At 66.5% G+C, this 24,337-nt stretch carries 22 protein-coding genes; 11 read left to right on the plus strand and 11 right to left on the minus strand.

The features are described from left to right. Positions 1-42: 42 nt before the first annotated feature. The gene (locus ABLE92_RS19320) at positions 43-1,449 is read right to left on the minus strand and encodes a WS/DGAT/MGAT family O-acyltransferase (RefSeq protein ID WP_348806397.1); all 1,407 of its coding nucleotides are present in this window, start codon (positions 1,447-1,449) and stop codon (positions 43-45) included. Positions 1,450-1,545: 96 nt separating this feature from the next. Between ABLE92_RS19320 and ABLE92_RS19325 the strand changes: the two genes are divergently transcribed. Further along, positions 1,546-2,145 (plus strand): SanA/YdcF family protein, encoded by a 600-nt coding sequence (locus ABLE92_RS19325; protein ID WP_348806398.1) that lies wholly within the window; start codon positions 1,546-1,548, stop codon positions 2,143-2,145. An 18-nt stretch (positions 2,146-2,163) separates the two neighbouring features. Here ABLE92_RS19325 and ABLE92_RS19330 read toward each other — a convergent pair whose 3' ends face one another. Beyond that, positions 2,164-3,378: an acyltransferase gene (locus ABLE92_RS19330; protein ID WP_348806399.1), complete on the minus strand. Its 1,215-nt coding sequence runs from the start codon at positions 3,376-3,378 to the stop codon at positions 2,164-2,166. Positions 3,379-3,872: 494 nt separating this feature from the next. On the opposite strand from ABLE92_RS19330, the gene ABLE92_RS19335 reads away from it, so the two are divergent. After that, positions 3,873-5,255: a styrene monooxygenase/indole monooxygenase family protein gene (locus ABLE92_RS19335; RefSeq protein WP_348806401.1), complete on the plus strand. Its 1,383-nt coding sequence runs from the start codon at positions 3,873-3,875 to the stop codon at positions 5,253-5,255. Between the two features lie 62 nt (positions 5,256-5,317). On the opposite strand, the gene ABLE92_RS19340 is transcribed toward ABLE92_RS19335, so the two are convergent. Then, positions 5,318-6,334, minus strand: coding sequence for an alpha/beta hydrolase (locus ABLE92_RS19340; protein ID WP_348806402.1), 1,017 nt, complete (start codon positions 6,332-6,334; stop codon positions 5,318-5,320). A gap of 93 nt (positions 6,335-6,427) precedes the next feature. Here ABLE92_RS19340 and ABLE92_RS19345 point away from each other — a divergent pair, with 93 nt between their 5' ends. The 4 genes from ABLE92_RS19345 (at position 6,428) to ABLE92_RS19360 (ending at position 11,553) form a co-directional block, all read left to right on the plus strand. Next, a complete protein-coding gene (locus ABLE92_RS19345; protein ID WP_348806403.1) occupies positions 6,428-7,360 on the plus strand; it encodes an oxidoreductase in 933 nt (310 codons plus the stop codon). A gap of 100 nt (positions 7,361-7,460) precedes the next feature. Further along, positions 7,461-9,470, plus strand: a complete 2,010-nt coding sequence (locus ABLE92_RS19350; RefSeq protein ID WP_348806404.1) for a TerD family protein — start codon at positions 7,461-7,463, stop codon at positions 9,468-9,470. A gap of 50 nt (positions 9,471-9,520) precedes the next feature. Next, entirely contained in the window at positions 9,521-10,411 is an 891-nt protein-coding gene (locus ABLE92_RS19355) for a DUF1295 domain-containing protein (protein ID WP_348806405.1), read from the plus strand. Beyond that, complete coding sequence (locus ABLE92_RS19360; protein WP_348806406.1) at positions 10,408-11,553, plus strand: NAD(P)/FAD-dependent oxidoreductase; 1,146 nt, start codon at positions 10,408-10,410, stop codon at positions 11,551-11,553. The genes ABLE92_RS19355 and ABLE92_RS19360 overlap by 4 nt, the downstream gene beginning before the upstream one ends. 220 nt (positions 11,554-11,773) lie before the next feature. Here ABLE92_RS19360 and ABLE92_RS19365 read toward each other — a convergent pair whose 3' ends face one another. Together ABLE92_RS19365 and ABLE92_RS19370 are read right to left on the minus strand one after the other, a co-directional pair. Continuing rightward, positions 11,774-12,859: an NAD(P)H-dependent amine dehydrogenase family protein gene (locus tag ABLE92_RS19365; protein WP_348806407.1), complete on the minus strand. Its 1,086-nt coding sequence runs from the start codon at positions 12,857-12,859 to the stop codon at positions 11,774-11,776. 32 nt (positions 12,860-12,891) lie between these two features. Next, on the minus strand, positions 12,892-13,965 hold the full coding sequence (locus ABLE92_RS19370) for a Rieske 2Fe-2S domain-containing protein (protein WP_348806408.1): 1,074 nt from the start codon (positions 13,963-13,965) through the stop codon (positions 12,892-12,894). A gap of 128 nt (positions 13,966-14,093) precedes the next feature. On the opposite strand from ABLE92_RS19370, the gene ABLE92_RS19375 reads away from it, so the two are divergent. Beyond that, the gene (locus tag ABLE92_RS19375) at positions 14,094-14,747 is read left to right on the plus strand and encodes a TetR/AcrR family transcriptional regulator (RefSeq protein WP_348806409.1); all 654 of its coding nucleotides are present in this window, start codon (positions 14,094-14,096) and stop codon (positions 14,745-14,747) included. A 21-nt stretch (positions 14,748-14,768) separates the two neighbouring features. Here ABLE92_RS19375 and trxA read toward each other — a convergent pair whose 3' ends face one another. The 4 genes from trxA to ABLE92_RS19395 all read right to left on the minus strand — a co-directional run bounded on the left by trxA (position 14,769) and on the right by ABLE92_RS19395 (position 18,257). Beyond that, positions 14,769-15,128, minus strand: a complete 360-nt coding sequence (trxA, locus tag ABLE92_RS19380; RefSeq protein ID WP_348806411.1) for a thioredoxin — start codon at positions 15,126-15,128, stop codon at positions 14,769-14,771. A gap of 65 nt (positions 15,129-15,193) precedes the next feature. Beyond that, positions 15,194-16,798 (minus strand): glycerol-3-phosphate dehydrogenase/oxidase, encoded by a 1,605-nt coding sequence (locus ABLE92_RS19385; RefSeq protein WP_348806412.1) that lies wholly within the window; start codon positions 16,796-16,798, stop codon positions 15,194-15,196. 2 nt (positions 16,799-16,800) lie between these two features. Beyond that, positions 16,801-17,631, minus strand: coding sequence for a phosphotransferase (locus ABLE92_RS19390; protein ID WP_348806413.1), 831 nt, complete (start codon positions 17,629-17,631; stop codon positions 16,801-16,803). Beyond that, positions 17,628-18,257: a class II aldolase/adducin family protein gene (locus tag ABLE92_RS19395; protein ID WP_348806414.1), complete on the minus strand. Its 630-nt coding sequence runs from the start codon at positions 18,255-18,257 to the stop codon at positions 17,628-17,630. The genes ABLE92_RS19390 and ABLE92_RS19395 overlap by 4 nt, the downstream gene beginning before the upstream one ends. 116 nt (positions 18,258-18,373) lie before the next feature. On the opposite strand from ABLE92_RS19395, the gene ABLE92_RS19400 reads away from it, so the two are divergent. Next, positions 18,374-18,994 carry a TetR family transcriptional regulator gene (locus tag ABLE92_RS19400; RefSeq protein ID WP_348806415.1) on the plus strand — a complete coding sequence of 207 codons (621 nt, stop codon included), beginning with the start codon at positions 18,374-18,376 and terminating at the stop codon, positions 18,992-18,994. A 13-nt stretch (positions 18,995-19,007) separates the two neighbouring features. Here the strand turns inward: ABLE92_RS19400 and ABLE92_RS19405 are convergent, their stop codons facing one another. Together ABLE92_RS19405 and ABLE92_RS19410 are read right to left on the minus strand one after the other, a co-directional pair. Then, the gene (locus ABLE92_RS19405; protein ID WP_348806416.1) at positions 19,008-19,634 is read right to left on the minus strand and encodes a TetR/AcrR family transcriptional regulator; all 627 of its coding nucleotides are present in this window, start codon (positions 19,632-19,634) and stop codon (positions 19,008-19,010) included. 76 nt (positions 19,635-19,710) lie between these two features. Continuing rightward, positions 19,711-20,982 carry an MFS transporter gene (locus ABLE92_RS19410; RefSeq protein ID WP_348806417.1) on the minus strand — a complete coding sequence of 424 codons (1,272 nt, stop codon included), beginning with the start codon at positions 20,980-20,982 and terminating at the stop codon, positions 19,711-19,713. A 276-nt stretch (positions 20,983-21,258) separates the two neighbouring features. Here ABLE92_RS19410 and ABLE92_RS19415 point away from each other — a divergent pair, with 276 nt between their 5' ends. Genes ABLE92_RS19415 through ABLE92_RS19425 form a run of 3 tightly spaced genes read left to right on the plus strand, consistent with a single transcriptional unit; the run spans position 21,259 to position 24,178 of the window. Beyond that, positions 21,259-22,086, plus strand: a complete 828-nt coding sequence (locus tag ABLE92_RS19415; RefSeq protein WP_348806418.1) for an SDR family NAD(P)-dependent oxidoreductase — start codon at positions 21,259-21,261, stop codon at positions 22,084-22,086. A gap of 29 nt (positions 22,087-22,115) precedes the next feature. Beyond that, positions 22,116-22,892, plus strand: coding sequence for a hypothetical protein (locus tag ABLE92_RS19420; RefSeq protein ID WP_348806419.1), 777 nt, complete (start codon positions 22,116-22,118; stop codon positions 22,890-22,892). Beyond that, complete coding sequence (locus ABLE92_RS19425; protein WP_348806420.1) at positions 22,889-24,178, plus strand: aminotransferase class III-fold pyridoxal phosphate-dependent enzyme; 1,290 nt, start codon at positions 22,889-22,891, stop codon at positions 24,176-24,178. The genes ABLE92_RS19420 and ABLE92_RS19425 overlap by 4 nt, the downstream gene beginning before the upstream one ends. The last annotated feature ends 159 nt before the right edge of the window (positions 24,179-24,337 follow it).

A 24,337-nucleotide genomic window follows, 5' to 3' on the forward strand; every position in this document is an offset into this window, starting at 1 on the left:
TGGTGTCAGACAGATGATACTTGTCAGTAACTTACTGTCCAGTCAGATAGTGGGTGGTGTGACGCGCGCGACCTTCTCCAGCTCGTCGAGCGCGGTATCGAGATGCGTGAGCAGCCGCTGCAGGCTGGGCAGCTCCTTGCGGGCGCCGATGAGCCCGAAATTGATGTGCTCGGCGGTCGAGGTCACGGTGATGTTCAGCGCCAACCCCTCCATCGCAACCGACACCGGATAGACCCCGTCGAGCCGGGCGCCGTTCCAGTACAGATTCCTGGTGGGTCCGGGGACGTTGCTGATGATGATGTTGAAGTTCGACGGTATGTGGCCGGCGAGGCCGGGGACGATCGTCAGCGCCAGAGGCGCCACCGCGGCCGCCCCGTACGCCAGGGCCTGCAACGGGGAGAGTCCACGGATGACCTTCTTCGACTCGCGTATCGACCCGACCAACGTGGCCAGGCGGCGTTCGGGGTCCGGCTGATCGGTCGCCAGATTGGCCAGGATCGCGGTGACGGCATTGCCCTCGTGGTCGTCGCCTCCGATCCGGGTGGACACCGGCACGGCTGCGATCAGCGGCGCGGCCGGGAGTTCGTCGCGATCGATGAGGTAGGACCGCAATGCCCCCGCGCACATGGCGGCCACCACGTCGTTGATGGTGATCTCCAGCTCGTCGGCGATGGCCCGCAGGCGAGCGGTCTCCCACTGCTGCGCCGCGAACCGTCGGGCGCTGCCGATCGAGACATCGAGCATCGTGCGGGGCGCGGGACTCACCGGGGAGGTGAAGTTGTCGTTGGACACGGTGTTCCAGGCGATCTTCGCCGCGGCCGGCGCGATTCCGGCGATCTGTCCCGCGACGTCGAGGGCTGCACCGGCGGCGCCGAGGACGCCGGAGACGCTCAGCGGCGATGCGCCGGCGGGCTTGCGTTGACGCGACGAGACGGACGGATCCCACGGTGACGTGCCATTGCGGTCGGCCGGATCGGGCGACAGGGTTCGCTCCAGCATGCGCAGTGCGGAGACGCCGTCGAGGAGGGAGTGGTGGATCTTGGTGTAGAGCGCGACCCGGCCGTCCTCGAGACCCTCGACGATATGCAATTCCCACATGGGCCGGTTGCGGTCGAGCAGTGCGCTGTGGTGCAGCGACACATAACGGAGCAACTCACGGATACGACCCGGTCGGGGGAGCACGGTCCGGCGCACGTGATAGTCGAAATCGATCTCGTCGTCGTAGGACCAGGCCAACAACCCCATCAGCGCGACGGGCGTCGCGGGACGTTTACGGAACAGGGAGCGCACCTCGGTGCACGCGGCGAAGCGCTCGATCATCTCCTCGGCGAGTTCGCTGCCCGACTGGCCCTCCCGGGGCACGAACAGCTGCAGCCCACCCACATGCATCGGTTGTTCACGTGTCTCGGCGATGAGGAACATCGATTCCGTGACCGGCATGTATGGCATGGCAGCCTCTCCGATTGCTGATGTGGGTCCCATCACAGTACAGCCGGGTAGATGCCGGCGCGTACCGGTCCGTGGTGGCCTCTACCGTGGTGCCCTGTGGGACTGCGAGCGGTGGCCGGACGAGCGGTGGTGATCGCGCTGATCGCCGTCGAACTCGTCATCACCGTGGCGGCGACCTGGGTCTATGTCTCCGCGTACGGGAGGGTGGTCGCCGAGCGCGACGTCGCCGCCGGCGCCACCATCGTCGTCCTCGGGTCACTGGTCGACGACGGGGAACCCGGCGACTACGTGCGGGGCCGTCTCGACACCGCGCTGGAGCTGTACCGATCGGGACGGGCGGATCGAATCATCAACTCCGGCAACGGAAGTGCTCACGCCGGTGATGAACCGGCGGTGATGCGGGCCTACCTCCAACAGCGTGGGGTCCCGCCGCGGGTCATCGTCGACGACCCCGCGGGTTTCGACACCGCGGCGAGCTGCCGGCGGCTGCGGGACGAGTTCGACGTCGACGATCCGGTGATCGTCACCCAGGACTTTCATGTCTCGCGGGCCGTGGCGTTGTGCCGCAGCCTCGGAGTCGATGCGACCGGGGTGGCGGCGCACTGCGACTGCTCGTGGCCGACCGTGCTGCGCAACCACATTCGCGAGGCCGTGCTCGCCCGGCCGCGGGCATTGCTGACCGCGGTGACCGGCTGACGTGGTGTTGGCCGGTCGCTACCGGCGCCGCAATGGCAGTCGCGGACGACCGGTCAGATAGAGCGAACCGGGCAGGTGACGCAGCACCTCGACCAGCAGCAGCGAACCCGCCAGGGTCGCGAGGTAGACGACCGCGGTACCCCAGGGCTGGCCCAGCGCCGCCAGGATGGCCGGGCGTCCGTCGACCTTCGGATAGAGGAGGAAGAACAGCACCAGCACGTGGCACAGGAACACACTGAATGAGCGGTTCGATGCGAACGAGACCGCCCGGGCGAACCGCGGGGTGAACTCACGCCAATGCTCGGCCCAGTGGGCGGCAGCGGCATACAGGCACGTCATCGCCACGATCAGGAACGGGATCAGCGTCGGGAAGAACGCCGAGTCGTTGTCGTGGACCGGATGCCCCTGCACCTTCACGCCGTACAGGTAGACACCGACCGCGAATCCGCCGGTCAGTAGGAGGGCGCCGACGAGCCACCAGGCCTTCCCCGACAGCCACGCCGCGATCTCCTCGCGGTGAACCGCGGCGATCGCGCCGTAGAAGATGAAGAACTGATACGGGATGAACGTCGCGTAGTGATGCCACCAGTACGGTGCGACCGACGCGGGCGGTTCCCAATAGGTGATGATCAGCGTGATCGCGACCTGCACGGCGAGGCTGCCGGCGAGAAGCAGGCGATGCCGGCCGACGGTGGCCCGCACCAGCCACAACACGAGCGGGAACAGCAGGTAGACCTGCAGCATCACGAACAGGAAGTACATCTGGAACCCGGACAGCCCCCACACGACGAGCTTGCCGAACTCGTTGAGGCTGGTCGGCACGTCCGACAGCCGGCCGTTGGCCCACATCGCCTGGACCACCCAGTAGATGAACGACCAGATCAGGTACGGGAAGATCACCAGCTTGATCCGGCGACGCCAGAAATCGAGTGTGGAGAACTCGGCCTTGTCGAAGTTCTGGTACATCAGCACGAAGCCGGTGAGCGCGAAGAAGGTGTTACGGGTGAAGTGCAGCAGCAGCGAGGTCGTGTTGACCGGCAGGCTGGTGAATTCGTTGGTGGTCTGGGTGAGGCAGTGGACGAAGATCACCAGCGAGAACGTGGTCGCGCGGATCAGGTCGACGTGATGCAGGTAGGCCCGCCGGGTGCGGCCGGCGACGCCGGAGCCGACCGTCGATTGTGGAGCTGATGGCTGCACCCCGGTATCGGTCGCGCGCGTGACTGCGGTCGTCATACCCCTACTCTCGGACAACGGTGCGGGCGGCTGGCCCGTCGATCGCCGGTGTGCGGCGCTCCCCGCACCGGACCCGGCGTCAGCGGAAGATCGGTCGCGTCGTCGCGATCGGCAGGGCGGTGATCCATCCGCAGCCGTGATCTATCCGTGATCTGACGTCAGACTAGCAGCGCAACCTTGGCGTTCCCTGGGACGTATCTGCCAGACCGTCCCAGTCGTGAAAAACGTCACAATCGACACGATCCGGACATTCGTCGGGCCGATGCCCGCCGCGGCGGCCCCATGTCGACGGTGCTGTATGTCGACGGTGCTGTATGTCGACGGTGCTGTGTGTCGACGGTGCTGTATGTCGACGATGCAACTTCGGTGAACGTAATCCTGTCGCCTCGATCGGCAACCCGGCACCCTGACTCGCACCGCCCACTCGTGCGAGTTCGTACTCCGGGCACCACACACGACCAGCGCGACGCCCGTCGCAGGAGAGGACAACAACCATGGCCGAACAACCCACGAAGTCGGTGGCAATCGTCGGAGCCGGACTGGCCGGCACGAGTGCCGCACTCGGCTTTCTCGACGCCGGATTCGACGTCACCCTCTATTCGGACCGGGATCGCGCGTCACTGCGCGACAAGGTCCCGCCGACCGGCGTCGGCGTGCTGTTCGGCAAGTCCCGCGAGTGGGACGCCGAGATCATCGACGATCTCTACCAGGTGGGCAACACGACCGGCATCAGCGTGCGCCTGCACTCCGGCAGTGGTGACGAGCGCGCCGACGTCCTCGAGTTCAATCCCGACTACGGCTATGTCGCGCAGGCGGTGGATCTGCGTCTGCGCGCCGACGACCGGCTCGGCCGCTTCCTGGACCGCGGCGGCCGGTTCGACGTCGGGCATGTCGACACCGCTCGTCTCGACGAGATCGCCGGATCACACGACCTGACCCTGGTGGCCACCGGCAAGGGTGGTCTGTCGGCGCTGTTCGGGGTGGACGAGTCCCGGACGCACTATCACCAGCCGCAACGTCGGCTGCTGCAGGTGACCCTTGAGGGCGTCGACCACGGTCCGGACACCTTCGGCTACCGCAGCCGGGAAGGTGGGGCGTACTCGCTGTTCAACCTCGACAGTGAGAACGGTGAGATCTTCGTCGGTCCGTTCCTGCACAAGGACGCGGGTGCGACCTGGTCGATCATCGTGTTCGCCAAGACCGACGGTGCGTGGGCGCCGAAGATCGACAATGTGGTCGACGCGCAGTCGGCACGTCAGACCGTCGTCGACATCTTCACCGAGTTCTTCCCCAAGGACGCCCCGGTGGTGTCGTCGCTGCGGGTCATCGACTCCGACCCGTACTCCTGGCTGACCGGCGCGGTCACCCCGACCGTGCGTCATGCCGTGGGCCACACGGCGAGTGGGCATGCGGTCGGCGCGATCGGCGACACCGCCATCGCCGTCGACCCGGTGGCCGGCCAGGGTGCGCAGAACACCCTGATCCAGGTCGCCGAACTGGTCAAGGCGGCACGTGCCCGACTGGCCGCCGATCCGAATGCGACATTCGATGCCCAGTGGCTGCACGACGAGTTCGAAAAGCATTGGGAGCGTCGCGGTCACGCCTCGGTCGAGGTGACGCGCCTGTACCTGGGCGACCCGGACTACGCCACCCACCTGGAACTGTCGTTCCCGGCGGCCGCGGTGAACACCGACATCGCCTCGGCGCTGTTCGGGTTGCTGTCGGAGCCGAATCCGCTTCTGTCCCTGCGTACCCGCGACGACGTGGTGGGATTCATCTCGGCCGTCGCCGGTGTACCCGCCGACGATGTGCTGGCACGTTTCGTTCCAGCCGGACAGTTCTCGGCGGCACCGTCCCGGGAGTCCGTGTCGGTCTGACCCGAATCCGTGCGATGAGCGGCATCGGCCGGCGGGGTGTGTCCTCGCCGGCCGATGTGTCGTCAGCGCCCTCCGGTGGGCGGCGCCGTTCGGGCCGGCCGGCCCTGGTGCGTGGTCCCCACTTCGGTTGTCGCGTCGACGATCTCGTCGAGAAGTTGCGGGAAGGTGGCCGAGGTGGTGCGCACGATCGATGAATGTGTCTGTCCGGCAAGCACAACCACCTCCGCGTGGCCACCGTCCGCGTGCACCGCGGACGCATACGCGTAGGTCAGCAGCGCGGGAACGGTGGTGTCGCGCGAACCGACGACGGCGATGATCGGAACCGACGGATCGATGTTCTGAATCGGATCGACCGCAGCGAAATGCGTGGGCACCTGGGCGGCGGTACCGCCGAGAACGGCGATCGGGTTGCGGTCACCCAGCCGCACCGCGCGCCGTAGGTCCAAGGGTCCGGAGATGGAGACGGCCAGGGCCGGACGGTATCTCGGTGGCCCGGACGGATCGCCGGGGAGCGGGCGGCGCCGGGTTGCCGACCACACGGCGAGTTGTGCGCCGGCCGAGTGCCCGATCACCACCGAGCGTCGCGGATCGATACGTGGAAACCGCTGCGCCAGAGCGGGAATCGTGTCCATGGCGGCAGCGATGTCGCTGAAGGTGGTGGGCCAGCCGCCGCCACGGCCGACCCGGCGGTACTCGATGTTCAGCACCGCCAGATCGCGGTCGGCGAGTGCGACCGCGAACGCGGTGAAACTGGCCGCACCGACACGGCTCTTCCACGCGCCACCGTGGATGAGGATGACCAGCGGGAGGCGTCCGGGGCGCGTCGCGGTGGGCAGGTAGAGGTCCATGTAGTTCTGCTGCGGGTCGGCGACGCCGTCGCTCACCGGATAGTCGATGCGATCGACCGACATGTACGGCGTCGATGCCATCACCGGTGGTGCCGGGAGTCCGGCCATGCTGGTCTGTCCCGACGAGGCGGACACTCCCATGGTGAGCGCCACGACGCCGAGCACACCCGCCGTCAGCACCCGAGCCCGCGCGGTCCGACGACGCCGAACGGACGCACGCACCGGAGCCACCCGTCCATTGTGCGGGCTATTGGCGGAGCACGCTTCGTGACCGGGCGCCGGCATGTGAGGATGTGATCCGAGCCGAACACAGGAGGTCCGACGATGGCGCGCAACGGATGGGGGCTTGCCGACGCACCCTCGCAACGCGGGCGTGTGGTGGTGGTGACCGGCGCCAACTCCGGCATCGGACTGGAAACCGCTCGGCAGTTCGCGCTGCTCGGTGCGCACGTCGTCTTGGCCTGCCGTAATCCGCGGTCCGCCGCCGCGGCGCGTGACGACATCGCGGCGACCGTGCCCGGAGCTCACCTCGACACCGTCGGACTGGACCTGAGTGACCTGTCGTCGGTGCGTGAGTGCGCCGACACCCTCATCGCCGACCACCCGGTGATCGACGTCCTGGTCAACAACGCGGGCCTGATGCGGCAACGTCGGGAACTCACCGTCGACGGCTTCGAGATGGACTTCGGAACGAACTTTCTCGGTCACTTCGCGCTCACCGGCCACCTCCTCGGTGCGTTGCGCAGCGCGCCCGCGGCGCGCATCGTCACCGTCGGCTCCAAGGTGTACAAGGCTGGCCTCATCGACTTCGACGACCTCACCATGGAGCACGGGTTCTCGGCGGCACGGGCATACGCCCGCGCCAAGTTCGCGCAACTGGTGTTCGCGGTGGAGTTGCAGCGGCGACTGTCGCGCAGTGCGGGGTCGCCGATCTCGGTGGCCGCCCATCCCGGCGCCACCCAGTCGGGTGTGATGCGGGATCAGGTCGCAGTTCTGCAGTGGCTGTTCACGACCCCGTCGTTGCGGTGGGTCCGCCGCACCTTCATCATGGAAACCCCTGGTGGTGCCCTGATCTCTCTGCGCGCGGCCACCGATCCCGCGGTTCTGGGCGGTCAGTACTACGGCCCACGCGGACCGTTCGAGTTCAGTGGTCCGCCCGTCCAGGTGACGCTGACCGACAAGGCCACCGATCCCGTTCTCGGACAGCAGCTCTGGGAGACCGCGGGGAAACTGACCGGGGTGGATTTCGGGTTGTAGGCGGTCAGGCCAGACGGGCCGTCTCGCCGATAGGCGTCGAGATTCGAGCTTTGGACTCATATCGCCTGCTGGGACAGCGGACGACGGCTACATTGATCCGGTGTCAGAGTTCACCTTGGTAAAGGGCGGAAACGTTCTGGTTGAATCGGCGCTCGGTCATCCAGAACCTCTTCTCGACGTCGGTATCCAGGTCGTCCCAGGCAGCGCAGCGATATCAGTCGATACAAGCGCACTCATCGTGGGATCTGGAGGCCAGGTCCAGTCCGGTGATGACCTCGTCTTCTACAACCAACCCGTGGCCATGAACGGTGCTCTGCGACTGTCGGTTGCCGATGACAACGGGCCTGCGGATCGCAACGGTGCGAACAACACCGGAGGGATCCTGCATGTCGATGTATCACGTCTGCCGGAGAGCGTCGACCGCATCGTCATCGCAGCAAGCGTGGATATCGACTCCGAGGAAGATTTCGGAGGCGTGCACGCGCTACGGATGGTGGTGTCGGCCGCGGCCCCAATCGAGGGCGTCACGAGATTCGTGACGAGTGAACTCGACGGGTTCACCGACGAACGAGCGCTGGTGGTCGGAGAGTTGTACCGCCGAGCCGGCGACTGGAAGCTTCGTGCAGTCGGTCAAGGCTACGCGGACGGCTTGGCTGCACTGGTCACGGATTTCGGTGTCGAGGTCGACGATCCGTCGGAAGACGATGAAGGCCATCAGATCGACGAGGCCGCAATGGATTCCGTCGCTGCTCCGGCAGCGAGCAACACCAACGCATCCGAGCTATCGGAGGACTCACGTGTCGCCATCAAACGTCGCAAGCGGGTGGCAAAGCTGGCTGATGACTGGCGTTCCCGAACGTCGCCGTACCTTGCCCGAGACGAGTCTGCTTCCGCCTGGACGCAGGCGCGAATGTTTCCGGCGTCCGGCATCTCGTCGGCGTCGGAACAAGAGATGCGGGCCACCTCGGTGGTATTGGCCGTCTTCGAAGTCGTCCCCGAACTGGGAAAGCGTGTGGCAGCGTTGTTCGGCGCTCCTCGAGGACGGATCGAGACGTTCACCGAGGTCAGGTTCACGCATGCGAATGAGGACCTGCGACCGGACGGGTTGATACGGATCACCCGAGGACCCAAACAATGGGTGGCCTTGGTGGAGGTCAAGACGGCGAAAGGAGTTCTCAGGTCTGAACAAGTGGAGTCGTATGTGAAACTGGCGCGGGCCAAGGGATTCGACGCTGTGGTCACGATCAGTTGCGATCTGCTTCCCACACGTGACGATGCGGCGGTCGCGGTCGACGCACGACAGCTGCGCACGGTCGCGTTGCATCATCTGGCCTGGGAGGAGGTGCTCGCCGAGGCGTCCATCGTCAGCGCGCATGCCGGTGTCGACGATCGAACCCGAGACCGTGTGCTATCGGAGTTCTTGCGATATGGATGCGACCCAAAGGCCGGATTGAACACATTCGACGACATGGGAAAGCACTGGGTGAAGGTGCGCGAGGGCGTCAAGAACAGCACCATTTCGGCCAACGACGCTGCAACCCAGGAGATTTGTCTCAAGTTCGATCAGTTGGGGCGGCACATCGCATTGCAGCTCGGTGCGCTTACCGGACAACAGGTGACATCCCGAGGACCAGCGGTTCGAGCTGACGCAGTAAGTCGATCCAAGCAGTTGGCCGATTCCGGAGAGCTGTTCGGTAACTTGCGGATTCCCGGGGCAGCCGCACCGGTCATCTACCACGCCAATCTTGCGCGAGAACGAATCAGTTGTTCAATGCGGCTCCCCGTCCCGCGCTCCGGTCGCACGTCAACAAAGGTCGGCTGGTTGATCAAGCAACTCGATGGTGCCCCACCGTCGACCCGTGTGACTGCGCATCAGCTGGGAAGTCGTACGGAGTCGAATTCAGCACTCCTTGAGGTGCTGCGGACTGACGTCACCAGCATCCTTCCGCCTCAGGGCAAGGACATTCGCGAGTTCACGGTGACCGTGGAGGCGGCCATGGGATCCAAGAGGTCAACCGACAAAGGCTTCGTCGCTGCCATGACCACGTTGGTCAACGACTTCTACGAAAGCGTTGTCGAGCCCTTCAGAATGCCGCGAAACATTGACTGATCGGCGTAGAACCGACCCGGCTCGCAGTTGAGGCCCTACCATCACAGACAATGACTCGCACAGCTGCTTTCGGCCGGATCGTGATCGCGTACGTCCTGGCGATCGGGGTGGGCCTGATCTGGCTGATCTGGGGACCCGGCACCGGCATGCTGTGGCTGGATTCGCTGATCGCCGATGTGCTCGCCACCCTGGTGATCTTCGGTTTCAGTCGGCTCCACCACAATTCGAGCTTCTACGACGCGTACTGGAGCGTCATCCCACCTCTGCTGGTCATCTGGTGGTGGGTCCGGGGTGACACCGGAATCGGGGCGTGGCATTGCTGGGCGATCGTCGGTGTCGTCACGATCTGGGCGGTGCGACTGACGATCAACTGGATTCGGACGTTCCCGGGTCTGCATCACGAGGACTGGCGGTACCCGATGCTGCGCGGGCGCGCCGGTCGTGCCGAGTTCGTCGTCGACCTCACGGCCATCCATCTGGTCCCGACCCTGCAGGTATTCGTCGCTCTGATGCCGGTGTACGTCGCCGTCCGGGAGCCCGACGTGCGGCTGCCGTGGCTGGTCGTCGTCGCCACGGTGGTCGGACTCGGCGCGGTGGCCCTGGAAACACTGGCCGATCGGCAACTGCGTGTGTTCACCGCGGACGCGGAGCCCGGCGCGGTGATGGATCGAGGCGTGTGGTCGTGGTCGCGGCACCCGAACTACTTCGGTGAGTTCGGTTTCTGGTTCTCGTTGGACCTCTTCGGAATCGCCGCTGTTCCCGGCGACGCATGGTGGATGTTCGCCGGTGCGGTGGTGATGCTGGCCATGTTCCTCGGTGCGAGCATCCCGATGATGGAGCAGCGCAGCCTCGAGCGGCGCCCTGCCTACGCCGAGGTGATGGCGCGGGTGTCGATGTTCGTTCCGCGCCCGCCGCGGCCGGCACGCGTCGCAGGCCGATGACACGACCTCGGGTCGTCATCGCGGGGATGGGAGACACCGGCACGCTCACCGCCATTGCGCTGTCGCGTCACGTCGACGTCGTCGGCATCTCGCCGACCGACGCACTGATCAGTGGTCAGGAACTCGGTCTGCGACTGGCCCGGCCGGATGTCTGGGCCGGCGAGTACGCGCTGCCGTATCGGAACTACCGCAAGCTCGATGAGGTTCGAATCATCCAGGGCCGCATACTCGGTGCCGACCTGGACCGACGGACGGTCACCGTCGACACCGCCGCCGGCGGCACGCTGACCGAGCCGTACGACGCCCTCGTGATCGCCACCGGCGTACGCAACGGATTCTGGCGCACCACCGACCTCCGGTCCACTGCCACGGTGCGCGATGACCTGGCCGCGCACCACCGTCGGATCGCGGAGGCGACGTCGGTGATCGTCGTCGGCGGGGGAGCCTCGGCGGTGAGCGCCGCGAGCAACATCGCGACGCGCTTCCCGACCATCCGCGTCGACCTGTACTTCCCCGCAAAAACACCGCTGCGGCAGCATCATCGACGCGTCTGGACCACGTTACGACGACGCCTCGAGACCGCCGGGGTGGGGCTGCACCCCGGTCACCGGGCCGAACTCACCGGCGTCGACACCGACGACATCGGCACCGGACGGGTCCGCTGGAGCACCGGACAACCCGACGCCGAGGCCGACGTCATCATCTGGGCGGTCGGCGCATCCACGCCGAACACCGGGTGGGTGCCGGCGGAGATCCTCGACGACCGCGGATTCGTCACCGTCACACCACGATTACAGATCCCGGATCATCCGGAGGTGTTCGCCGTCGGCGACGTGGCGGCCACCGATCCGCTGCGGTCGTCGGCACGCAACCGCGCCGACCGCCTCGTCGCCCGCAATGTGCGTGCTCATCTGGCCGGACGCCGGCTGCGTTCCTACCGGCCGCCGCGTCGTCGCTGGGGATCGGTGATCGGACCCCAGACCGATGGGCTGCAGGTGTTCGCCCCGAACGGCCGTGCGTTCCGATTCCCGGCATGGTCGGTGCGGACCGTCCTGTGGCCGATCATCGTGCGCCGGGGCATTTATCGGGGTGTGCGAGATCGACCAGGCGTGTGGGAGGCGAGCCCACCCGACGAGGACTGACACCTGTACGCTCGGATTCGGTACCGCCGAGAGAGGGAGGATCTCACCATGGTCGACAACGTTCTGTGGGATGCCATTGCGTCCAACGACTCTGTGCTCGACGCCCTGCTGTTCATCTTCAGTGGCGTGAAGTAGTAGTCCGATACCGACGACGCCCCGATCTGGCGAGATCGGGGCGTCGTCGTGTCCGGAGCACGGACATCTTCTCCAACCGGAGGTGTCAGAGAGCGAAACGTCCGGCAAACGCACGCAACGGCAGGTCCGTGCTGGTGATGATGCCGGGTCGGGCGGCGACCACCGACCGGAGGGAGTTCAGCGCCGGCATGCCCGTCACGGTCATGCCGATCGACGCGAAGTTCTCGGGTTTGGACAGATCGACGCCCGGCCGCGGGAAGATCATGTGCTTGCTGTAGATGCTGGGATCGCCGGTGACCTGGGTGATGTAGCAGGACTTGATGTCCCACGCCGGATCTGTGTGCGGGGTCATCTGCCATTCCAGGTGTGACTCGATCCGTGCAACGCCGTCGACCATCCCCCGGTAGGAGATGTAGTTGGCGCCGAGCGAACCCTTGGGCAGTTGGTACCAGCCCAGATCGATGTCCTTGGTACAGGCCCCGAGTTCGTAGTTGAAGGTCACCTCGTCGAGTTCGAGATCGAATGCGTCCGCCATCAGGTACACCGAGTCGGCGAACACCGCCGTGTACTTGTGCAGCGACTCCGGAATCGACGGATCATCCACGGAGCGTCCGTATCCGACCTCCTTCCACGTCTCCACCGAGTGATGGCAGGACACGTCCACCGACTCGATGACTGTCACGTTCTGGATCTCGGCGACGTCGGCGGTGTGCACGATGCCGAGGATCTGATTCAGTCCCGGGTTCATCCCGGTGCCGTAGAACGTGGAACAGCCTCGCTCGCAGGCCGATTGGATGACCTCGCTGACCTTCCGTCCGGACGGGTGCGACCAGTTGGTGTCGCGGTGATAGCCGGTGATCCAGTCCGCGGTCGTGACGACGTTGATGCCGGCCTCCAGCACGCGCTCGTAGAGTGCCTCATCGGGGAAGACGCCGTGGAAGGTCAACACGTCGGGTTCGGCGGCGATGATCTCCTCGACGGTCCCCGTCGCGGTCACACCGATCGGGTCCAGACCGACGATCTCACCGGCGTCCCGGCCGATCTTGTCGGCGGTGTAACAGTGCAACCCGACGAGTTCGAGATCGGGGTGCCGCTGAATCCGACCGATCGTCTCGGTGCCGAGATTGCCTGTGGCAACCTGGAATACCCGAATCTTGGTGTCGCTGCTCATGGACGTGTGACCTCTCTTCGGTGAGTAAGGCGTCAGGCCGACGCGGACACGGCCGAGGGATGCAGCGGGACGATCGCCCCACTGTGTGGGCAAGCGGGATCGAGATCGATGGGCACGCCGTCGTCGGGATAGAACTGGCGCGCCCACTCCCGCAGTGCGGTGAAACCGCGGAACTCCCTGCGGGACAGCGCCGGTGGATCGGAGTACCGCTGGTGTGACCAGATCTCGACGTCTGCGGCGAACTGCTCGATCACCAGATCCGCCATCGCCCGGCCGTAGTCGGTCATGTCGCCGGCGTCCTCCTCGCCGGGTTTGCGTCCGATCCACACGGTGAATCGGACGTCGCAGGTCGCATCGTCGACGGGGGTGACCGCGGGCATGGTGCGGTTGGAGATCATCCCCCACGACTTGGTGACCGAGCAGCCGAGGCCGGCGTTGATGGAATACACTCCGCTACCGGCGGTTTCGAGGGTCTTGCCCGCTTCGAAGGCGATGGTGAAATCGACGTAGGAGACCGGTCCGTCGAAGTCGTGCCGGGTGAACTCCGGCATGAACGGGGTGCCGTGCACGAAGGTGAAGTGCGCGAAGTCGACGCCGTTCTCGAGAACGTACTGCGGGTGTAGTTCCACTCCTCGCCAGCAGCGGATGGCGGCCGGCACCGGCCGGTAGTAGAGGCGGGCCGCCTCGGCGTCGTCGCCGAAACCGACGAACACGTCAGGGACATCGAAATGCGGTGCGCGGCCGGGCTTGTCGTGCCAGATCCACACCGACTCGTTGCGTTCGACCACCGGATAACTCCGGATGCGCCGGCCTTTGTTGGGTCGCTTCTCGTAGGGGATGCAGACGTTGCGGCCCTCGCTGTTCCACTGCCATCCGTGAAAGGGGCACTGCAAGTTCTCGCCGTGTACGGTACCGCCGTAGCCGAGGTGGGCGCCGAGATGTTCGCAGTAGGCGTCGAAGACCGACAACCGGCCGGAGGCCGATCGCCACGCCACCATGTCGCGGCCGAAGTAGGTCATCCGGTGGACCTGGCCGACCGCGATCTCGTTCGACCACGCCACCTGGAACCATCCGGTGGGCTCCATGGACAGGGGTGTCTTGGTCACTGGTGGTGTGTCCCTTCGATGACCGCGGCGGGGGCTGATGTCGCACGCTCTGGTCAGAAAGGTAGAACCCTCTGCGAAAAAACACAAGAGGGTTCTATGAAAAGGGGGTGCTGGGTACGATGCCCGGTATGGCAGAAGCCGAGGTGAGCGCCCGACGCCCCAACAAGCGGGGGCAGGCGACGCGCGACGCGATGCTCGACGCTGCGGTCACCTCGTTGGCCTCGGGGGATCCGGGTTCGGTGTCGGGCAATCGGATCGCCAAGGACATCGGGGCCACCTGGGGGGCGATCAAATATCAGTTCGGCGACATCGACGGCCTGTGGGCGGCGGTGCTGCGTCGCACCGCCGAACGCCGCGGCGACCTCCCGGTCCGCGACGTCCCGCCCGGCACCCCGATCGCCGATCGTGTGCACGCCGTCGTCGACCTCATGTACGAGGGGCTGACCGCGTCGGATTCCCGTGCGATCGAGACACTGCGAGCGGCGCTGCCGCGGGATGCGGCCGAACTCGAACGGCTCTACCCGCAGACGGCAGCGGAGTTCGCGTCGTGGTCACCGTCGTGGAATGAGGCGTGCCAGCGACTTTTCGGTGATCTCGGTGTCGATCCCGCCCGGGTGCACGAGGTGGCCGAGTTCCTGCCGGGCGCGGTGCGCGGGCTGGTCTCGGAAAAGCAGCTCGGCAGTTACAGTGACCTCGACGTCGCCCGCAGAGGACTGGCCAACGCGATCGCGGCCTACCTGGACCCGTCTGCCACGAACGCGCCGGGCACGGACCGGCCCTGAGCGTCGCAGGTCATCGGCCGGTCACTCGGCGGCGGCGACCTGCGCGCGCACCTCGTCCATGTCGAGTCCCTCGACGGCGCTGATCAACTGCTCGAGTTGCGGGGCCATCAGGGCGCCGGCCTGGTTGAAGACCATGACGCCGTCGCGGAAGGCCATCAGCGTCGGGATCGAGCGAATGCCGAACCCGCCGGCCAGCTCCTGCTGCGCCTCGGTGTCGACCTTGCCGAACACGATGCTCGGGTGGGCTTCGGCCGCCTTCTCGAAGACGGGCGCGAACATGCGGCACGGGCCGCACCAGCCGGCCCAGAAGTCGAGGAGGACGATGCCCTCGGCGTCGACGGTCTCGGAGAAGTTCTCCATGGTGATCTCACGTGTACTCATGGGACGTTCAATGATGCGTGGTGCCGACATATTCCCTGATCCAATACCCTGTGGGGTATACGACATCAGTCATCGGGAAGACCGAGTGCGTGCCGTGTGGCCGTGACCTCGGCGACGACCCGGACGTCGTCCCACCCCAACTCCGCTCCGGCGAGGCGCGCCATCTCGGCGAGGTCGTCGTCGGTGGGCGGTGCCGCGGTGCCGATGCCGGTGCGGCGGATCAGCAGATCGGTCAACGACCGCGCCGATTCGTGCCTGGCGGAATGCACGAGTGCGGCCAGCGGGATGCCGTCATGGGTCACCGCGCGGGCCAACTCGGGCCGCTCGTCGGCGAGTCCGATCACCGCGGGCGCGTCGCTGCCGTAGATCTCCTCGACGATGGCGACGGACGTCGCGTCCAGGGCGGTGCTCGTCAACGCCGAACGCCGGGTGCCCTCGCATCCGACGAGGAGGCGGGTGGCGGTGGTGCTCGGCGAGACCGACAATCCCGCACCACGGGCCAAGGAATCGACCGCCTTCTGCGCGAAGGCGCGGGAATTGGTGTACTTCCCGCCGGTGGCGGAGACGATCCCGGCCATCCCCTGCTTGGCGTGATCGACGAGTTCGGATGCGCGACTGGCGTTGTAGGTGTCCTCGCCGGCCTGCTCGGTCAGCGGGCGCAGCCCACCGTAGGCGGCGATCACGTCGTCGACGTCGAGGTGCACCGGCACCATCGACGCCTCGTTGATGGCCGAGATGAACTTCTCCACGGCCGCCCGGGTGAGCCGCCACTCGTCGACCGCGCCGTGGTACGGCGTCTCGGTGGGACCGACCAACGACAGTCCGCGCCACGGCGCGAAACTGAAATGTCCGTGGCCGGACACCGTCAGCACCATCGTCGGCGACAACTCGCGGGTGACCAGGTAGATCCCCTCGGATCGCACCGTCGGTTCCGGCCCGGCGAGTTGTTCGGTGATCGGGCTCGCGGCCAGCACGTCACGAGCCCACGGACCCGTCGCATTGACCGTGACGCGCGCCCGGATCTCACCCACCCGACCCGAAAGATGATCGCGCACATGGGCTCCGACGACACGCCCGGCGCCACCGATGATCGTCTCCACGCCGACACCGTTGGCCACGAGTGCGCCGTGGGCGGCGGCGCTGCGCAGAAAGGCCAGGGTGAGTCGCTCCGGGAACGCCATCATCGCGTCGTGGAAGAGCGCACCGGAATCCAGGTTCGGCAGTCCCCGCGCGACCAGGGCGTCGTGGCGCAGAATGCGGTGTCGGGGAATATGTTTGGTGGGGTCCTCGATGCGGTTGCGGTCCGCCGACAACAGGTCGTAGGCGGTCAGCCCGACGCGTTCGATGAGCCCCGGATCCGGGAGCACCATTCCGATCGGGCCGACCAGGTTGGGGGCGATCGACATCAGCGTGCGCCGCTCGGCCAGCGACTCCCGCACCAGGCGCACGTCGAACTGCTTGAGATAGCGCAGCCCACCGTGGATCAGTTTCCCGGTGGCCGCCGACGTCGCGCCGCCGAAGTCGTCGCGTTCGACCACCGCCACCTGAAGGCCGCGGCTCGCGGCCTCGTACGCCACGGCCGCTCCGGTGATTCCTCCGCCGATCACCAGCACGTCGACTGTGGTTGTGGCGCCACCGAATTCGGTGCGGGGCAGGGTCGCGGTCGCCACCGTCAGCGCTCCTCGATGTCGGCGCGGATTCGCCGCAGGAGATCGTCGCGTTCGCTCTCGACGTCGAGCCAGCCGAGCCGCAGGACACGCACCGCGATCATCCACGGGTCGATGTCGGCGGAATCGATCCCGGACAGTTTCTGGTACTCGGCGAGATAGAAGTGCAGCATCACCCGGCGAACGCTTTGGTAGACAACGCGTTGCAGGGCGGAGATGCCCGGGAACAGTTCGGCCTCGGTGAACAGCAGTCGGGTCGCGGCGACATCGGCGGCGGGCACGCCCGTGGCGGTGGACTGCCAGTCGATGGTGGCCAGACCACCGTCGTGCTCGAAGACGTTGAGCGGGTGAAAATCCAGGTGCAGCACCGAATCCCCTCCGGGTAGTGCCCTGATCCGGCGGCGCACCGCGGTCCGTTCCTGCTCGGTCAGCGCCGAGAGTGGTTCGGAATCCAGCAGATCGACGGCCACCTCCCGGATGTCGGTGAAGGCGGTACTGCGGTGGGAATGAATCCGCGCGTGCTCGCGGGCCAGCGACCGCGCGACGGCCGGGATGCGATACGGGCGCCGCTCGGCGACGGTGGTGAGCGGATCGCCGGCGACCCGGTCGAAGATGATGCCGACCCGCCCGTCGTCGAGGAGGAGTTTGCCGTGGCAGGCGATCGGCGTGATCCCGAGGGTGTGCACCTCGATCGAATCGTGCACCTCCTTGTCGATGGCCGCGACCGCGGTGTCGTTCCGGGAATCGCGGAAGACCTTGAGTACCTTGGCTTCTCCCCAGGGATAGATGTCGCTGGTACGACCGGTGGCCATCGGACGGCCCAGTTGATGACTCATGGTGTGTCCTTCTGCCCATAGCGGATGCGCAGGGCGTGCTCGATCACCGCGAGTTGCTGCGCGTCGTTCAGCGTGCGGGGGGTTCCGAGGGCGTGGGCGTGCCAATACAACTCGCAGAGCCATTCCAGCAGCGCGGCGTTGTCGACGGCCTTGTCGAGATCGCTGCCCAGAGCGACGGCGCCGTGATTGGCCATCAGTGCGCCCAGCCGGCCGTCGAGTGCGGAGTGCACCGCCGTGGCGAGTGCCTCGGTGCCGAAGGTCTCGAACGGGGCCACGCGCAGGGAGCCGCCGAGTCCGAGCTGCTGATAGTGGATGACCGGCAACTCGTCGCACACCACCGCGACCGCGGTCGCGAACCGCGAATGGGTGTGCACGACCGCGTTGATCCCGGTGAACTGCGGCTGCCGGTAGACGCCGAGATGCAGCTCGATCTCCGAGGAGGGTCGGTGATTGCCGGCCACGATGTCGCCGGTGAGGTTCACCACGGTGATGTCGTCGACGCCTGCCTCACCGAGGACGGTGCCGGATGCGGTGATGGCGACGAGATCGGCGTCACGGGCGCTGACGTTGCCGGCCGAGCCGATGAAAAGGCCGAGGTCACCGAGGTGCCGCGACGCTGCGGCCACGCGCGCGCACAGGGTGCGGGTGGTTTCGGATATCACTCGTCCACCCTCGGGGGTTGCGAAATCAAAGTCAAGTCTGATTTCACGCGGCGCGCACCTCGCTGGATAGGATCACCAAGATGTCTCAACCGTCCGATCACTCCGTCGGCACCGACCTCGATTCGGTGCCGCTGCGTCGAGTCCCCACCCAGACGCGGTCGCGGGAAAAGGTCAGCCGCGCCCTGGTCGCCGCCGACGTGATCGCACGCCGCGACGGCGTGGAAGCGCTCACCCTGACCCGCGTCGCCGAGGAGGCCGGACTGTCGGTCGGGGCGTTGCACCAATACCTCCCGGATCGCGAGGCCATCGCCGCTGCGCTCGTCGCCCGCTACCACGAACGTATCGAGGCGCAGATGGACGCGATCATCGATCGCGTCGAGGTGGGCGCAGTCGACGATCCGGTGCGCGAGGTGATCGGCCGGATCGCGCAGATCTACACCGAGGAACGCAGTGTTCGCCTGGTCCGCGCGATGGGTGCGGTGGCCGCCGACGGCGGGCGCGCCCACAAGGCGCGGATGGTGGACAAGCTGCGCGAACTGATGGTCCGCTGCGGCATGCCCGGGACCGACATGGCCGTCGTGCGGATCGTCTTCGCCTCCGCCGATGCGGTGATGCACGAGGCGTTCGCCGGCGACGAACCCGACGCCACGCTGCTCGCCGAACTCGAGACGATGCTGCGCGCCTACCTCGATCAGCGGTGACGGGCCCCCGACCTCAGCGTTGATGACCGGACTCCCCGACGATCTCCAGCGCCGACAACCCGACCATCAGCGCGCGTAGTCCCAACAGGAGACCCTCGAGATCCTCCCCGCCGGGATCGGCGATCCGATGGAGGGAGAATCCGTCGATCATCGCGAGCATGGCGTGGGCGGCGAGGGGATTGTGTACCCCACCGGCCCTGAGCGCCCGGCCGGCGACGTCGCGTGTCGCGTTGATGATGGCGACGACGCGTTCGCGCAATTCGGGTTTGCGGGAGGCGTAGAGGTAGATCTCGAACTGGGCGATGGTGTGCGGATCGTCCTCGTTGCGGATGAAGTCGACGAAACTGTCGATCAGCCGCCGCGTCGACGAGCCCTCGCCGACCGCTCCCTCGAGCGCGCCGAGCCGGGCGACCTCGCGATCCATCGCCTCCGACACCGCCTCACCCATCAACTCGTCGATGGATTCGAAGAAGTAGCTCGTCGACGAGGCGGGCAGGCCCGCGGCGGCGGCCACCGCGCGGTGTGTCACCGCCGCGAGTCCCTGCTCGGCCATGATCTCGATGGTCGCGTCGAGGAGTTTCTGGCGGCGCTGGCGGCTGCGTTCGCGGACGCCCCGTTCGCTGGTCGGGTTGGCGCTCATCGGTGCGGAATCGTCGTTGTGAGCACTCGGTGGGATCTCTCCGTGGGTGTGGGGTGGGTGAGGTGGGCTCTGAAGATCATTTCACCGGTACTCCGGCCGCCGGCCGCCACCGGGTGGACTCGAGCCGGCGGACCGCCGGGATGACCGCGACGAGTCCGGCGGCGGGGATCAGGAAGGCCAGCCCGATTCCCGATCCGGACGCGACGGCACCGATCGTCACCGCCCCGAGGATCACGCCCACATAGTTGAACAGGTTGACCCGCGCGATCACCTCGTCGCGGCGGGCCGGCAGGATGCGCCCGGCCACCGCGAAGGTGACCGGGATCAGGATGCCGCCGGCGACACCCGCGATGGCCAGGCCGACGATGGCGCCGGCGAACGCGGGGACGGCGGCGATCACCGCGCATCCCGCGATGCCGATGGCCAGCGATACCCACGCCAGCCGGGTCACGCCGAAGCGAATCTCGAGACGGTCGGTGACGAGCCGGGAACCCAGCGTGGTGACCTGATACATCGCGTAGCCCAGCGGCGCGAGGTTGGCCAGGTTGTCGAATGCGTTGGTGAGATAGACGGTGCTCCAGGTCGCCACGGCGGAGTCGAGCATGAAGATCGCCATCAGGGTCACTCCCACCAGCCAGATGGATCGGCGCGGCATCGGGATTCGCCGCGGCTCATCGCCGGTGGTGTTCTCGGTGTTTTCGGCGGGCGAGGCCGCGCCGTGATGGTCGGGGTGGAGTTCGGGTGCGGCCTGTTCGCGGGACGGGTCGAGCCCCATCACCCCGAACGCCGCCACCGCGATCTGCGCGACGGCGGCGGTCAACAGCGCCCCGACCGCACCCGCGGCCGTCGACAGGAATCCACTCATCGCGACGGCGCCCAGCGCCGCGGCAGCGGTGTACGCGGCGAAGAGCCGGCCCAGGTACGGACTGCCGGTTCGGGCCTCGAGCATGGTGCCCTGGATGTTCTGGGCGGCGTCCATCGTCCCGAGCCCGATGCCGTAGATGACGACCGACGCCATGAAGATCGCGAACGCCGGCGCGAACGCCATGGAAGCGATGGCCGCCGCCTGAACCGTCAGGGCAGCGCACACCGCCACGCGGCTGCCCCACCGCACCGAGATCAGGTCCGCGGCGATCGACCCGACTCCCGCCATCACGCAGGTTCCCAGCAGGACCAGGGCGACACCTTGGTCATTGATGTCCCACGTGTCCTGGAACGACGGCAACGCGGTCATGACCGCGGCGTAGCCGAGGCCCTGTGCGGCGTATCCGCACGCGGCGGCGGCCTTGCGAACCCGCAGTGCGGGTTGCTGTCCGATGGCGTCGGACCCGGTGGGAGTGATCTGCATTCGAGGATCCTTCGTGGTCGTCGACTGATTGTCGCGCGTGTGTGCCGGCCTGTGCACCCGTGTCGGAATGTGTGTGTTGCTGTGCGGTTCTGCCGGGGTGTGAACTCGGCTACAAACTCTGGACTGATGTCCTGTTATCTCCATTAGGGGGCCTGGGAACAAACACGGCAAGTACATCTGAACAGTGTTTACACGTCGGAAACCCGGCGACGCCGACGGCGACCTACGCTCATTCCTGAGCAAATGTCCAGACTTGATGGCACACTGTCTCCGACGATGCGGACCACCTCCGTGGCCGACGACGATGAAGGGATCTCCATGTCCACTCCACCGACCGTCCTGGTCACCGGAGCGAGCTCCGGAATCGGCAAGGGCTTCGCCACCCGATACGCCCGGCAGGGCCACGACGTCGTGCTGGTGGCGCGGCGAGCCGACCGACTCGACGCGCTGGCCGCCGAACTGGAGAACGCGCATTCGGTCACCGCCACCGTGGTATCGGCAGATCTGACCGACCCCACGGCGGCGGAGACGATCGGCGAGCACCTCGACCGCGAGGGCATCGAGGTCGGAATCCTGGTGAACTGCGCAGGTTTCGGTACTGCAGGCCCGTTCATCGAGGAAGATCCGGCCCGGCTGGCCGATGAGATCGCCGTCGACGTCGTCGCACCGACACTGCTGACCCGCCGATTCCTGCCGTCGCTTGTCGCCGCGGGTACGCGAGGTGCGTTGATCATGGTGTCGAGCACCGCATCTCATCAGCCGGTGCCGAACATCGCGGTGTATGCCGCATGCAAGGCCTATGTCACCTCGCTGACCGCAGCGATCTGGAAAGAGCTGTCCGGCACCGGAGTACGCGTACTGGCTCTGTGCCCCGGGCCCACCGACACCGAATTCTTCGAGGCCGCCGGATCCGATCGGTTCAAGGTCGGACGGGTCGGCACGATCGACGAGGTCCTCGACGCCGCGTTCGCGGCCCTCGACCGTGGCGGTGATCCCGTCGTGACCGTCGGACGGGGTAATCGCCTGCAGGCCTTCGCGGCCAAACTCGCCCCCCGTCGACTGACCTTGGCGGTCGGGGCCACCTCAACCACCCGCGCGGAATGACGCCGCCGGCAGAGAAAGGCAGACATCTCATGTTGCTCGACTTCGACGATCGAGTACGCGCGTCGATCAACCTCGAGGCGGTGTTCGGCGCGCTGCCGACACTCGCCGACCTGGTGGTCGAGGCGCGGACGATTCTGGCGCAACTGGACTCCGACGTCACGTTGACGTTGCGGGCACCGGGAGGGCTAGGAGCACGGTATACGTTCGGCCCCAAGGGTATTCGTTACGGTGGTGGTGCATCCGGTCCCAGCCTGTTCTTCACCTCCGCCGGGCACCTGAACGCGGTGGTCGACGGGGCGTCGCAGCCGATCCCGGTGACCGGGCCTCGCGGTTTCCGCTTCCTCACCAAGGTGTTCACACCCCTCACGGAGCTGCTGTCGGAGTACCTGCAGCCCGACGACAGCCGGTTGAGCGATCCGCACTTCCGGGAGACCAGCACCCTGCTGATGTTGGAGGTGGTGGCCGGCGCGTTGTCGGTCGTCGCGAATCACGATGAGAGCGGGCGATTCTCGGCCGCACACATGCCCGACGGCAGAATCGACATGCAGATCGGCGAGGATCGGACCTACCGATTCGCCGTCGCTGACTCGGTGATGCGGCGCGCCACGGTCACCTCGTCGGCGCCGACCGCGGTGCTGCGCTTCGCCGACCTCGCCGTCGCCGGCGACGTCCTGAGCGGTCGCGAGAGCTCGCTGTCGTGTGTCAGCGACGGCCGGATCTCGATGTCCGGCCTCATTCCCCTCATCGACAACCTCAACCGCATCCTCGACCGCGTCGGGGCCTACCTCGGAGATCACGACCAATGACCGAGTCGACCATCACCGGCGGCGGAGACCTCGCCGACCTCGAATCCTCGTCGGATACCTACAGTTACCGCAAGAGCAACGACGCCTTCGATCGCGCCGTCAAGGTGATTCCCGGCGGCATCTACGGTCACCTGTCGCCGACGGAGGGCATGCACATCCCGCGGTCGGCGTTCCCGAAGTTCTCCGAACGCGCCGAGGGCACCCGATTCTGGGACCTCGACGGCAACGAGTTCATCGACTACATGTGCGGGTACGGCCCCAACGTATTGGGCTACGGTGACCAGGATGTGGCTGCGGCCGCCAATGCGCAAGCAGCCAAGGAGGATACGGTTTCGGTACCGTCGGTCAAGCTGGTGGAGTTCGCCGAGCTGATGGTCGACACCGTCGCCAGCGCCGACTGGGCCTTCTTCGCGAAGAACGGTGGCGACGTCACCACGCTCGCCATCATGACGGCGCGAGCCGCGACCGCGCGACGAAGCATCGTGTTCTTCTCCGGCTACTACCACGGCGTGCATCCGTGGACGCAGAAACTCGACTACCCGGGCGTACTGGCGCAGGACGTCGGCGGCAACATCGAGGTGGCGTGGAACGACATCGACGCTCTGCGTGCGGTGTTCACCGAGCACCGTGGCGAGATCGCGGCGTTGATCGCGCAACCGTACAAGCACGGCAACTTCGCCGACAACGAACTGCCCAAGCCCGGCTACTGGGCCGAGGTCCGCAAGCTCTGCGACGACCACGGAGTGGTCCTCATCGTCGACGACGTCCGGGCCGGCTTCCGCCTCGATCTGGCCGGTAGTGACCACTTCTACGGATTCGAAGCCGACCTCATCTGCTTCTGCAAGGCAATCGCCAACGGATACAACGTCTCTGCACTGTGCGGCAAGGACAGTCTGCGCCCGGCGGTCAGCTCGATCACCTACACCGGCAGCTACTGGATGAGTGCGATCCCGTTCGCAGCCGGAATGGCCACCATCGAGAAACTGAAGGCCCTCGACGCGCCGAAACTCTTCCGCGAATTGGGCACCACCCTGACCGACGGTCTGGTCGACGTCGCCGCATCGCACGGTCTGACACTCGTCGCCTCGGGGGAACCGGCACTGTTCTACCTGCGCATCGCCGACGACCCGTCACTCATGTTGCACCAGAGATGGATTGCCGAATGCGTCAAGCGAGGCGTCTTCCTGACCTCGCATCACAATCACTTCATCAACGCGTCTCTGACGCACGACGACATCACCCGAACCCTGGAGGTCGCCGACGCGGCGTTCACGGCGATCGTGTGACCTGATGGCGCCGGTCGCGGTCGGGGCGGCCGGCGCCATCTCACATGTCCCAATCCGCCGGTCGAGCCACCGATTCCGCCGGTCGAGCCGGACTCATCCGCTGGTGAGGTCGCGTATTCCGCCGGTCGAGCCGGCCTGATCTGCCGGTGGGATCGCCTG

This window comes from Gordonia oleivorans, assembly GCF_040044975.1.
GTDB lineage: Bacteria > Actinomycetota > Actinomycetes > Mycobacteriales > Mycobacteriaceae > Gordonia > Gordonia oleivorans.